Origin of the sequence: Nocardia testacea NBRC 100365, from assembly GCF_000308775.1 — a bacterium.
Taxonomy (GTDB): domain Bacteria; phylum Actinomycetota; class Actinomycetes; order Mycobacteriales; family Mycobacteriaceae; genus Nocardia; species Nocardia testacea.
Map to the genome: position 1 here is coordinate 77866 of NZ_BAGJ01000043.1, position 12921 is coordinate 90786.

A 12921-nucleotide genomic window follows, 5' to 3' on the forward strand; every position below is an offset into this window, starting at 1 on the left:
GAATCAGGGCCGCGGCCGGATCGACGCGCGGCGCGCGCCGCGCACCCTGCCCCGTGCCCGCTCCCGGCGGTCCGGCGCACCGGGCAGGTGGCTCCCGGAAACAGATCGAAAGGGAATGCTGTGGGACGTGTCGAAGGCAAAGTCGCATTCATCACGGGCGCCGCGCGCGGTCAGGGCCGTAGCCACGCCGTACGACTGGCCGAAGAAGGCGCCGACATCATCGCGGTCGACCTCTGCCAGAACATGTCGACGATCGGTTACCCGCTGGCCTCGCCCGAGGACCTCGAGGAAACCGTGCGCCTGGTCGAGAAGACCGGCCGCCGCATCATCGCGTCCCAGACCGATGTCCGTGACGCCGTCGCCCTGAAGGCAGCGCTGGACGCGGGTGTCGCGGAATTCGGCAAGCTCGATATCGTGATCGCCCAGGCCGGCGTGGCGGGTATGAAGGGCACACCGGATATCCAGGCCTGGACCGATGTCATCAACACCAACCTGGTCGGCACCATCAATGCCATCCAGGTCGCACTCCCCCACCTCGGCGAGGGCGCCTCCATCGTGGCCACCGGCTCGACTGCGGCGATGGTGGACACCAGCAAGGTCGACAACCCCGGCTCGGACCTCGGCGGTATGGCCTACGTGCATTCCAAACGCGCACTGTCGTACTACGTCTTCGATATCGCCCGGCACCTGTCCACCCGCGGGATCCGCGCCAATGTCGTGCACCCCACCAACTGCAACACCGATATGTTGCAGAGCGAGCCGATGTACCGCTCGTTCCGGCCGGATCTGGAGAACCCCACCCGCGCCGACGCGGAGCCGGCCTTCTATGTCCAGCAGGCCATGAAGACACCGTGGATCGAGCCGGTCGACATCTCCAACGCCATCCTGTTCCTGGTCTCCGACGAAGCCCGCTTCGTCACCGGGATGCAGTTGCGCGTCGACGCCGGCGGCTACCTGAAGTGGTACGACCACAAACTCTGACCCCGCCCGGCCACGCCGGTACCGGCGGCGCGCGCCCAGAGGCGATCGATGCGCGCGCCGCCCCCGGTGGCGAGTCGGCATCCGACTCCCGGAGCGGCGCAGAGTTCCGGACCCCGGCGAAGGTTCGCCACCCCCAGTGACCAGCAGAGGGACAACAGACCGTGACATCAACGGATAACGACCAGCGCAAACAGAACCGGTACCACTTCGATCGGCACACCCCCGAATACCGCGAGCAGTTCACCGAAATCACGCATGAGATGCACGCGAAATGCCCGGTGGCGTGGACCGACACCTACGACGGGCACTGGGTGGCCGCCAGCGGTAACGCCGTATTCGAACTGGCCCGCTGCCCGGAGGTCTCGGTCGATCACGACGTGCACAACGAGCGTCGCGGCTACCAGGGCATCTCCATTCCCAAACCGCGCCGGGCCGCCATGGTCCGCGGCGGCATGCTGGAGATGGACGAACCCGAACACCGCACCTACCGGTCCGTCCTCAACCCGTACCTGTCCCCGGCCGCGGTCAAACGGTGGCAGCCCTTCATCGACGAGATCGTGCGGGCCTGCCTGGACGAGAAGATCGAAACGGGCCGCATCGATTTCGTGGACGATCTGGCCAATATCGTGCCCGCGGTGCTGACCCTGGCCATGCTGGGCATTCCGCTGAAGAAGTGGTCGGTGTACAGCGATCCGGTGCACGCCTCGGTGTACACCCCGGAGGATTCCCCCGATGCCGCGCGGGTCGCGGAAATGCACCGGACCATGGGTATCGATATCCTCACCAGCCTGCACGAGGCCAAGACCGACCCGCGTCCCGGCCTGATCAAAGCCCTCACCGAACTGCGCATCGACGGTGAACCGGCCCCCGATATGGAACTGCTCGGCATGATCGGCCTGCTCATCGGCGGTGGATTCGACACCACCACCGCGCTCACCGCGCATTCGCTGGAGTGGCTGTCGGAGCATCCCGCGCAACGCGAGGAATTGAGCCGCGACCGCGACGAACTGCTCGATTCCGCCACCGAGGAATTCCTCCGCTATTTCACCCCCGCGCCGGGTGACGGCCGCACCATCGCCGACGACTGCACCTACCAGAACACCGAATTCCGCGAGGGCGACCGGCTCTGGCTGTCCTGGGCGATGGCGAACCGGGACGAGTCCATCTTCCCGGATCCCGACGAGATCGTGCTCGACCGGAAGGGTAACCGGCACTTCAGTTTCGGTCTCGGGGTGCACCGGTGCATCGGCTCCAATGTGGCGCGCACGGTGTTCAAGTCCATGCTGCTGGCGGTACTGGACCGGATGCGCGACTACACCTGCGACCCGGCCGGCACGGTGCACTACGACACCATCGGCGTCATCCAGGGGATGCGGAATCTGCCCGCCACCTTCACCCCTGGTGAACGGCTGGGTCCGAATCTGGAAGAAACCCTGGAGCACCTGCAGCGGATCTGCGACGAACAGGGCCTGGCCGCCCCGGTGACCGAGCGGCCCGACGCCGCAGTGATCGACTACTGACCGCACGGTACCGGCCGGCGCCGCGGGGTTCGGCCGGTACCTCTTTCCGACGAGGTGATCGCGATGCAGGACCTGCCCGACGGCACCCGCACTCCGGTGATCGATACCAGCGTGCACATCTTCTTCCGCTCCAACGACGATATGCGCTCCTATCTGAACGAACCGTTCAAGAGCCGCGGTATCCCGGACGCGGAGATGGACTGGTACGGCGCACCGGGCGGCGAGTACGTCAGGGGTGCTCGCGGACCACACAAGGGGTATCCGGGGTCGGACCCGGAATTCGTCGGGCAGCACCTCTTCGAAGAGCGCGGGGTGGATGTGGCGGTGCTGCATCCGATGACCCGCGGCATCCTGCCCGACCGGCATCTCACCACCGCGGTCCTGTCCGCCCACAACGACATGATGGTGTCGCGCTGGCTCGACAGCGGCACCTACCGGGATCGGTTCCGCGGCACCCTGCGGGTCAACCCCGAGGATCTGCGCGGAGCGCTGCGCGAGATCGATCGGCTCGGCGGCCATCCGCAGATCGTGCAGCTCGGCATCCCGCTGCAATCACGGGAAGTGTACGGAAAACCGCAGTTCTGGCCTCTGTGGGAGGCGGCCGCGGCGGCGAATCTGCCGGTCGCCGCGCATCTCGAGACCGGGGAGAGCATCGGTCTGCCGCCCACCCCGTCGGGGCACACCCGGACCTACGAGCAGTACTACGGGTTCGCGGGGCTGAGCTACCTCTACCACCTCATGAATATGATCGCGGAGGGCGTGTTCGAGCGGTATCCGGGCCTGAAATTCGTCTGGGCCGACGGCGGCGCGGATCTGCTGACCCCGTTCACCTGGCGCATGGACACCTTCGGCCGGCCCCACCTCGAGCAGACCCCGTGGGCACCGCGGATGCCCAGCGACTATCTGCCCGGCCACGTGTATTTCGTACACGCCACGATCGACGGCCCCGGCGACGCTCCCCACGCCGCCGAATGGCTGGACTTCACCGGCAAGGACGACATGGTGATGTTCGGGTCCAGCTACCCGCACTGGCACAGCGGCGATACCGATTCCCTGCCCGTCGCGCTGATCCCGCAGCAGCGCGAAAAAGTCTACTGGCGCAATGCCGCCGCCCTGTACAGCATCGATATCGACGCGGTCACCGCCGTCGGCTGATGCTGCTGCGCGCGGCCGAATCCGCGATAGTGCCCGAGGAGGCGTGATGACCACGGCACAGGACCTGACGCGGGTCCCCGCTACGGAACTGGTTCCGGTACGCGTCGTCGATTCCGATGTCCACCCGGTCCCCCGGCGGGGCGATCTGGTGGACCATATCCCGGAACCGTGGCGTACCTCGTTCTTCCTGAGTCACCGCGTCGGTGACACCATCGTCTACGACGCACCGGACTACGCCCATTCCAAGGCCATGCGGGTGGACACCTTCCCCGCGAACGGCGAATTCCCCGGCAGCGACCCGGATATGGCGTTCCGCCAGCTCATCATGGACGCCGGCTCGGATATCGTCATCCTGGAACCGACGGTGAAGGCGACCCGGCTGCCCGAGGCCACCGCCGCGATGGCCACCGCCGTGAACCGATGGCTGGACGCGCAATGGCTGGACGCGCACAACAACTGGCATCGCCGCTGGCGCGGTTCGATCTGTGTGGCCATCGACGATCCGCGGGCCGCGGTCGCCGAGATCGAGCACTGGGCCGGACACGAATACATGGCGCAGATCCTCATCAAGGCCGAACCTCGGCCGTCGTGGGGCGATGCCCGCTACGACCCGATCTGGGCGGCCGCGGTGAAACACGATCTACCGGTGAGCTGCCATCTCAGCCGCGGCGCCTACGAGACCATGCCCATGCCGCCGGTCGGATTCCCCAGCTACAACCACGATTTCATGGTCACCTACTCGCTGCTGGCAGCGAACCAGATCATGAGCCTGATCTTCGATGGGGTCTTCGACCGGTTCCCGGCGCTGCGCATCGTCTTCGTGGAGCACGCGTTCACCTGGATCCTGCCGCTCATGTGGCGGATGGACGCGATCTACGCGGCTCGTGGCTCGTTCATGTCGATCACCCGCAAGCCGTCGGAGTATGTGAAGGAGCACATCCGGTTCACCACCCAGCCGCTGGACTACCCGGAGGACAAGACCGAACTCACCCGGGCGTTCGAATGGATGGAAGCGGACAAGATCCTGCTGTACTCCTCGGACTATCCGCACTGGACCTTCGACGACCCGCGCTGGCTGGTGAAACATCTACCGCCCGCGGCCCGGGAGAACGTCATGTTCCGCAACGGTATCGAGACCTACCATCTGCCGGAGACCGTACCGGCCCTGCCCGGACAGCAGCGGGTCCACTGATGGCGGAGGAAATCGAGACGTCCGCCGCGGGTCCCGTTCCGGGCGAGCAGGCCGCGGTGGGCGGCGAAGGAGCACAGCCGGCGGGCACGGGCCGGGGCGGGACGGGCGCAGGCGCGCAACCGGAGAGCACCGGACAGCCCGTGGTGGCCGAACGCGCACAGCCGACGAGCACCGCACATCCCGGGGCGACCGAAGACGCACCGATCCGGCTCGCCCAAGGGCGCGAACACGTGGTGGCCACGGTGGACGAGATCCCGCCCGGATCGTCCAAAGTGGTGCCGATCGGCCGGCACGGGGTCGGTGTGTACAACGTCAACGGCACCTTCTACGCCATCGCGAACTACTGTCCGCACGAAGGCGGCCCGCTGTGCGCGGGACGGGCCCGCGGGCGCACGGTGGTCGACGACTCCGTCCCCGGCGATTCGGTGATGGTGCGCGACAACGAGTTCATCTACTGCCCGTGGCATCAGTGGGGTTTCGAACTGGCCACCGGCACCACCGCGGTGAAACCCGAATGGAGTATCCGCACCTATCCGGTGCGGGTGGTCGGCGACGACGTGTTGGTCACCGCCTGATCCGGCACCGCCGGAGAACCTACGACGACCCGGCCGGCCCGTTCGGCCGGCCGCGGGAGTGCCCGCCCGGTCCACTCCCCGAACCCTTCAGGAGTGTGCGATGCCCGCGGTAACGGTGAACGGCGGCAAGGTCGTCTACGAGATCCTCGGCACGACCGGAGATCTCATCGTGCTCACTCCGGGTGGCCGCTACAGCAAGGACATTCCCGGGCTCCGGCCGCTGGCCGAGGCACTGGTCGCCGGCGGCTACCGCGTGCTGCTGTGGGACCGGCCCAACTGTGGCGCCTCCGATGTCCAGTTCTTCGGGCAGACCGAATCACATATGCGTGCCGAAACCCTGGCCGGGTTGCTCGCCGAACTCGATACCGGTCCGGTGATCCTGGCCGGCGGGTCCGGCGGCGCCCGCGATTCGATGCTCACCACCATGCTGTTTCCGGAACTGGTCACCGGTCTCGTGCTGTGGAATATCGTCGGCGGGGTCTACGGCACCGTCAATCTCGGTGCCTACTACGTGCTGCCCGGCCTGCAGGCGGTGCGGGGGTTGGGCATCGAAGGACTGCTGCGGATGCGGGAGTGGCGGGAACGGATCGCGCAGAACCCGGACAACGAGCAGCGGCTGCGGGCGCTGGACCCGGCCGAGTTCGTGAAACTGTCGCTGCGCTGGCTCAACGCCTACGTGCCGAAACCGGGACAGACGATCCCGGGCGTGGACGACGAGATGTTCGAACGAATCCGGGTGCCCACCCTGATCATCCGGGGTGGGGCGAACGATCTGGATCATCCCAAACGGACCTCACTCGAGGTGAGCTGCCTCATCGAGGGGTCCGTCCTCATCGATCCGCCATGGCCCGAGGACGCGTGGGAGCGCGCGATGGAGGACCGGGCCCGGGGCCGGGTGCAGCAGTACAACATGTTCGACACCTGGGTGCTGGCGGCACCGCAGATCCTGGAATTCCTGGGCGATCGATGACCGCGCCGCCCGCGCCCTCAGCTCGTCCGGATCCGGACCTCGCAGTTGGTGGAGGCCTCCAGCGCGGTGTGGATCCGGCTTTCCGGGACCCGCTCCAGATCGGCTTCGTGCAGCAGCACCTGCAGGATGTCGTAACCCTCGGGGCCGGGCAGCCGGACGATCTCCCCGGTGAGCCCGAATCCCGCGAGGACGCCGTGCGCGTCGGCATCGGTACCGCGACTGACATAGGTGACCACACCCGGCACCGCCGCCGTACCGAAAACCCGCGCGCATTCCGCGACCACCCGCTCGGTATCGGCCGCGGCGTCGGCGGTATCCAGCAGTACCTGCAGTTCCCGGCGACCGCGCGGCGCGGCGGTGAGGTCCCGGTCCAGGAGCCGGGCGCCGGATTCGGCGAGGCCCGCGGCCAGTTCGGCCGTACCCCGGGCCAGCGAGTCGGCGGAGAGTTCACCGGCCGGGTCCACGTTCACCCGCAGCACCGCAGTTCGCATGCGTATCAGCCTAACGGGCGCAGCCCGTCCGCCACCGGTGTACGGGCGCGGCCGATGCGGAGATACGCCCGATTCGAGCGGCCCGGCGCCGCGCCCATCCAGGAGGGATGATGCAGCACCTGTTCTCGTCGGCCGGGGGCCCGGCCGCGGTTCCCTATCCCGGTAGCGAACCACGTCTGCTCCTCACCGGCGGCGCGGTGGAAACCGCGTACGAGTACCGGGACCGCGGCGGCTACCGCCCGGTCGGGTCGGTGGCGGCGCTGGCGGACGAGGTGGAACGCAGCGGGTTGCGGGGGCGGGGTGGCGCGGGATTCCCGTTCGCGGTGAAGGTGCATGGTGTCCGCGGCGGTAGCCGGATGGGCGCGGGAGCACCCGCGGGCTGGACCGAAACCGTGGTCCTGGCCAACGGTGAGGAGGGCGAACCGGCGTCGTTCAAGGACCGCTGGCTGCTGCGCAATCGTCCGCATCTGGTGCTGGACGGGGTGCGGCTGGCGGCCGCGCTGGTGGGTGCGCGGCGCGCATACCTCTACCTCTCCGACCCCGAATCCGCACGGTGCGTCACCGCGGCGCTGGACGAACTCGGCGGGGCGCTGCCCGACGGCCCGCAGCTCGCGGTGGTGCGGGTCGATCCCGGCTACGTGGCCGGCGAGGAGACCGCGGCGGTCCGGGCCGTCAACGGCGGACCGGCCAAACCCACCGATAAACCGCCGCGCCCTTTCGAATCCGGCGTCGCCGGGCTGCCCACCCTGGTCAGCAATGTGGAAACGCTGGCCAATCTCCCGTTCCTGGACCGCTGGGGCGCCGACGCCTACCGCGCCACCGGTACCGCTCTGTCCCCCGGCACCTTCCTGGCGACGGTCACGGCCGGGGGCCGCCCGCCCACGCTCTACGAACTACCGCACGGCCTCGCGTTCCGCGATCTACTCGCTCTGCACGGCGTCGCCGAGACCGAGCTGCGCGGCGCCCTGATCGGTGGCTACTTCACCGGCCTGCTGGACCGGACGGTCCTGGACCTCACCCTGGACCACGAGAGCCTGCGGCGGGCCGGCGCGGGTCTGGGTTGTGGGGCGATCGCCCTCATCACCACGGAATGCCCGGTGGCGGTGGCCTCGGGGGTCCTCAACTATTTCGACCGGGAGAACGCCGGACAGTGCGGTTCCTGTTTCAACGGCACCGCCGCCATGGCCGCGGTCGCCACCGCGCTGACCGCGGGCCGCGCCGGCGCCGACGATCTGCGACGGCTGCGCCGCTGGTCGTCGGTACTGCGCGGACGCGGCGCCTGCGGCACCCTGGACGCCGCCTGCAATACCGCGGCGAGCCTGCTGGAACGGTTCCCGCGGGAAGTCGCCGCGCATGTGGACAACCGCTGCCCGGAGTGCGCGGCGGGAATCGCCACCGGCCTCGTGCCGTACCGGGTGGAAACGGAGGCCCTGCTGTGAAGATCAAACTCGACCGCACGCTGTGCGACGGTTTCGGGATCTGCGCCAAACACGCGCCGCAACACTTCCCACTCGACGACTGGGGTTACGCTTCGCTCGCCGGGGGCCCGGCCATCGCCCCCGCCGACGAGGACGCCGTGCACCGGGCCCTGCTGGACTGCCCCGTACACGCGATCACCGTACTGCCCGAACCGAACCGGGCGAACGGCGCGCCCACCGCAGGTGACACATTGCCGGACCCACCGGCACGGCCCGCCCTCGAATAATCGATCCGGCCGGGATCGCAACGCGGCCGGTCGGCCGTGTATTCGTTTCCCACGCCGCAGACCCGGGCCGTCGCGGCGGGTGGGTCAGCGCGAGAACTCGCCCTCCAACCTGCTGCGCGTACCCGGGTGGACGAGACGTGCGGCGCTCACCAGGCCACGTTCGGACCAGGTACGGCGGCGGATCAACAGGCACGGCTCGGTGCGCTCGATCCGCAACAGGCGGCACTCCTGAGGGGTGGCCGAAACCGCTTCCACCACATGCTCACCGCGCACCAGCGGGGCCACCCGGGTGAGATAGTCGTTCGGGGTCAGCGCGGTGAAGTCCTGGTCGAGGTACTCCGGTGCCTGGGCGGGGTTCACGAACCGATCCTCCACCTGGATCGGGACATCGTCCTCGTAGTGCACGAGCAGCGAGTGGAAGATGCGCGCGCCGACATCGTCGCGCAGGAACGCCTGCGAATGGTCGGTGTCCTCCTCGCGGACGAACACCACCTCGGTGCGATGGCGATGCCCACGCTGCTGGATCTCGTCGGCGATGTTCTTCACCTCGAACAGCGGGGAGGCCGTCTTGGTGCGGGCGACGAACGTGCCCACCCCCATCATCCGGACGATCAACCCGTCGCTCGTCAGCTCCCGCAGGGCACGATTGATCGTCATCCGGGACAGACCGAGAGCGGTGACGAACTGGTTCTCGGACGGCAACTGATCACCTTCGGCCCAGCGGCCCGAGCGGATGCTCTCCGCGACGAGTTTCTTGACACGCTCGTAGGCGGGCACGGATTCGCCGCCGGTCTCGTGGAACAGCACGGCCAGTTCCGCGTCGACATCGGCGACTGCCATACCCTGCCCCTGTTCCTCGGAAGATCCCACCGCCGGGTGCTCCGGCTCGGCCAGCGAAGTCTACCGCCGGGCTCAGGCCGTCATCCGGCGCAGTTGCCGCGAAGCGACGGACAGCGCCGCGAGGTCCCGCCGGCCCGATTCGTCGATCTCCGCGAGCGCGCCGCGGGCCCGGCGCAGCCGGGATCCGTTGCGCTCCTCCCAGTCGGCCAGAATCTGTTCTGCGGTATCACCGGGTACGGCATGGCTCAGTGCGTCCGATGCCGCGGCCCGGACGCTGTCGTACAGTTCGTCGCGCAGCGACAGCCGCGCCAGCGCGTCCCACCGGCTCTCCTTGCTCAGCCCGGAGACCCCGTGCAGCAGGCGCACCAGACCGACACGTTCGCAGAGAAGGAAGTACAGCTCCCCGGCGACGGCCACCTCGCAGTCGGCGAGTTCGGCGATCTCCACCACGTCGAGCAGGCCGAATCGGTCCAGCACCAGTTCGACATCGTGGACCAGCTCCTCGGGCGCCCCGCGTTCGGCGAGGGCGCGGGTCCGGGTCCGCAGATCGGTGCGGTCGGCACCGGCCAGCCAGCCGTCGAGCATGGTGGAGGCGTATTCGATCCGGTCCCGGAACCGCATGATCTCCGCGCCGACCGCCAAGGGTTGTGGTCGGCGCTGCAGCAGCCAGCGGGCCGCGCGGTCGAGCAGCCGGCGCGTGACGAGGACCAGTTCGTCGGCGAGCGCGCTCGGTACGGACGCGGTCGCGATGCACGCCCACAGCTCCGGCAGTCCGAAGACCGCGGTCGCGACGCTGAACGCGCGCACCGCGTCGTCCGCACTCGCGCCGGCCTCTTCCGCGAGCCGGAAGGCATAGGTGATGCCGCCGCGGTCGACCACCGTATTGGTCAACGCGGTGGCGACGATCTCACGGCGCAGTGGATGCCGATGGACGGCCTCCGCGTGCGCTTCACGCAGGGGCCGGGGAAAGTAGGCCCGCAGCACGGGCCGGAACACCTCGTGATCGACCAGTTCACCGGCCAGCAGGGCACGTTTCAGGTCGAGTTTGGCGTGGGCCGCCAGCGTCGCCAGTTCGGGCGCCGACAATCCTTCGCCGACCCGCTGCCGCACCGCGATCGCCCGTGCGTCGGGCAGAACTTCGAGGGCGCGATCCAGTTCACCGGCTGCCTCGAGCGCCGCGAGCTGGCGTGCGTGTACCCCGGCCTGCTGCGGCGCGTCGGCCAGCGCCGTACCGAGCAGTTCGTTCTGGGAGATATTGTCCGCCAGCACCAGTTCGGCCACCTCATCGGTCATCTCGGCGAGCAGTCGCGGCCGCGCCTGCGGACTCAGCGCGCCGGATCCGATCAGATCGTCGAGCAAGATCTTGATGTTGACCTCGCGGTCGGAACAGTCCACACCCGCCGAATTGTCGAGGGCATCGGTGCCCACTCGGCCACCGGCGCGGGCGAACTCGATCCGGGCCGCCTGCGTGAGACCGAGGTTTCCGCCTTCCGCGACGACCCGCGCCCGCAGCTCGCGGCCGTTCACCCGGACCGCGTCGTTGGCCTTGTCCCCGACCTCCGCATGTGATTCCGCGGTGGCTTTGACATAGGTTCCGATTCCACCGTTCCACAACAGGTCGACCGGTGCCCGCAGGATCGCCTGGATCAGCTCCGGCGGTGTCAGTTCGGTGACCTCGTTCCCGAGCCCGAGCACCCGCCGGACCTCTGCGGTGATCCGCACCGATTTCGATGTGCGGTCCAGCACCTCGCCGCCCGGGCCGATCAGCGTGGAATCGTAGTCCGCCCACGAGGATCTCGGCAGCGCGAACAGCCGGGCGCGCTCGGCATACGAACGCCGCGGGTCGGGATCCGGGTCGAGGAAGATGTGCCGGTGATCGAACGCCGCGACCAAGCGGATGTGCTCGCTGCACAGCATGCCGTTGCCGAAGACGTCCCCGCTCATGTCCCCGATACCCGCGACCGTGCAACCCGCTTCGCCGATATCGAGGCCGGCTTCGCGGAAGCGGCGCTCCACACTGTGCCACGCCCCACGTGCGGTGATGCCCATCGCCTTGTGGTCGTAGCCCACCGAACCACCGGAGGCGAAGGCGTCCCCGAGCCAGAAGTCGTATTCGGCCGCCACCTCGTTGGCGATATCGGAGAAGGTGGCCGTGCCCTTGTCCGCGGCCACCACCAGATAAGGATCGTCGCCGTCGTGGCGCACCACACCGCGCGGTGGGCGGACCTCACCCGTCGCGCGGTCGATATTGTCGGTGAGGTCGAGCAGGCCGCGGATGAACGCGCGATATCCGGCGGTACCGGCGACCTGCCTGGCTCGGCGATCGGGGTCGGCTTCCCCGGTCGGCACCGGGGGCCGGCGGAGTACGAATCCGCCCTTGGCGCCGGCCGGCACGATGACCGCGTTCTTCACCGCCTGGGCCTTCACCAGCCCGAGGACCTCGGTGCGGAAATCCTCGCGCCGATCCGACCAGCGAAGCCCGCCCCGGGCCACGGGCCCGAACCGCATATGCACCCCCGCGACGGCCGGCGAGTGGACGAAGATCTCGTACCGGGGCCGGGGTTCGGGAAGCTCCTCGATGCGGCGCGAATCGAATTTCAGGGCCAGCACTTCCGGCTCGGGGGTGACGAAGTGATTGGTGCGCACGGTGTTGCGCACAACGCTCAGCAGTGCGCGCAGGATCCGGTCCTCGTCCAGCCCGCGCACCTCCTCGATCGATGCCGAGACCCGCGCGGCGGCCGCCTCACCGCCGTCGGCGCACGGGGTTGCCGGATCGAACCGGGCGGCGAAGTAATCGACCAGTGCGGCGGCGACGGCCGGGTGGCGACAGAGCGTATCGGCGACATAGACGCTGCTGTAGGGGAATCCGGCCTGACGTAGGTATTCGGCGTAGCCCCGCAGGACCGATACGTCCCGCCAACGCAGACCGGCGCGGGCGATCAACTCCCCCAGCCGATCCGGCTCGGTTCGCCCGGACCAGAGCGCGCGAACCGCCGCGCCGAACCGGACCGCGAACTCGCCGGAATCCGCGGCGGGCGCGATCGGGTAGCGCAGGGTGAACACATAGATCCAGCAGGGCAGGTTCGCGGGCGAGACGAGTGGGTAGGGGCGTTCATCCAGGATGCGGGCGCCGAGGCTGTGCAGCAGGGGCACGAGATCACTCAGCGCGGCCGGGCTCCCGCCGACGTACAGCACCAGGCGATGGGTTCCCGATCCGGCGGGGTCGGCGACGAGACGGGCCTCGATCGCGCTGTCGGTGAGCCCGGCGAGGACCCCGAGGTCGACCCGGGCCTGCTCCGGTGCGACATCGTGTTTGTAGGCGACCGGGAGTCCGGAGACCAGCGCGGCGAGCGCTGCGCGGGACTCGGGGTCGGCGCCGGCGAGCAGGTGGCGATCCCAGGTCCGATAGCCCCGGTGCAGCGTGTCGCCGAGTTCGTCCGGGGCGGGAGTCGGATCGGTTTCGGTGTGGCCGGTGTGCATCTCGGGACCTTT

General features: G+C 68.8%; 11 protein-coding genes. 8 read left to right on the forward strand and 3 right to left on the reverse strand.

Annotated elements, in window-relative coordinates:
• Positions 1-120 precede the first annotated feature (120 nt).
• The 6 genes from ON38_RS06220 to ON38_RS06245 all read left to right on the forward strand — a co-directional run bounded on the left by ON38_RS06220 (position 121) and on the right by ON38_RS06245 (position 6393).
• Positions 121-981 (forward strand): mycofactocin-coupled SDR family oxidoreductase, encoded by an 861-nt coding sequence (locus ON38_RS06220; RefSeq protein WP_039823082.1) that lies wholly within the window; start codon positions 121-123, stop codon positions 979-981.
• Between the two features lie 161 nt (positions 982-1142).
• Positions 1143-2501 carry a cytochrome P450 gene (locus ON38_RS06225; RefSeq protein ID WP_039823083.1) on the forward strand — a complete coding sequence of 453 codons (1359 nt, stop codon included), beginning with the start codon at positions 1143-1145 and terminating at the stop codon, positions 2499-2501.
• Between the two features lie 63 nt (positions 2502-2564).
• Positions 2565-3656: an amidohydrolase family protein gene (locus tag ON38_RS06230; RefSeq protein WP_039823126.1), complete on the forward strand. Its 1092-nt coding sequence runs from the start codon at positions 2565-2567 to the stop codon at positions 3654-3656.
• A gap of 46 nt (positions 3657-3702) precedes the next feature.
• Positions 3703-4848, forward strand: coding sequence for an amidohydrolase family protein (locus ON38_RS06235; protein ID WP_039823085.1), 1146 nt, complete (start codon positions 3703-3705; stop codon positions 4846-4848).
• A 203-nt stretch (positions 4849-5051) separates the two neighbouring features.
• Complete coding sequence (locus ON38_RS06240) at positions 5052-5423, forward strand: Rieske (2Fe-2S) protein (protein WP_039823127.1); 372 nt, start codon at positions 5052-5054, stop codon at positions 5421-5423.
• 100 nt (positions 5424-5523) lie between these two features.
• On the forward strand, positions 5524-6393 hold the full coding sequence (locus ON38_RS06245) for an alpha/beta fold hydrolase (RefSeq protein WP_039823086.1): 870 nt from the start codon (positions 5524-5526) through the stop codon (positions 6391-6393).
• Between the two features lie 17 nt (positions 6394-6410).
• Here ON38_RS06245 and ON38_RS06250 read toward each other — a convergent pair whose 3' ends face one another.
• Positions 6411-6884, reverse strand: a complete 474-nt coding sequence (locus ON38_RS06250) for a hypothetical protein (protein ID WP_039823087.1) — start codon at positions 6882-6884, stop codon at positions 6411-6413.
• Positions 6885-6994: 110 nt separating this feature from the next.
• Between ON38_RS06250 and ON38_RS06255 the strand changes: the two genes are divergently transcribed.
• Complete coding sequence (locus ON38_RS06255; protein WP_051164429.1) at positions 6995-8323, forward strand: NADH-ubiquinone oxidoreductase-F iron-sulfur binding region domain-containing protein; 1329 nt, start codon at positions 6995-6997, stop codon at positions 8321-8323.
• Positions 8320-8589, forward strand: a complete 270-nt coding sequence (locus tag ON38_RS06260; RefSeq protein ID WP_039823088.1) for a ferredoxin — start codon at positions 8320-8322, stop codon at positions 8587-8589. The genes ON38_RS06255 and ON38_RS06260 overlap by 4 nt, the downstream gene beginning before the upstream one ends.
• Before the next feature lie 84 nt (positions 8590-8673).
• On the opposite strand, the gene hutC is transcribed toward ON38_RS06260, so the two are convergent.
• Entirely contained in the window at positions 8674-9429 is a 756-nt protein-coding gene (gene hutC, locus ON38_RS06265) for a histidine utilization transcriptional repressor HutC (protein WP_039823090.1), read from the reverse strand.
• Positions 9430-9501: 72 nt separating this feature from the next.
• Complete coding sequence (locus ON38_RS06270; protein WP_039823131.1) at positions 9502-12909, reverse strand: NAD-glutamate dehydrogenase domain-containing protein; 3408 nt, start codon at positions 12907-12909, stop codon at positions 9502-9504.
• Positions 12910-12921: the final 12 nt, after the last annotated feature.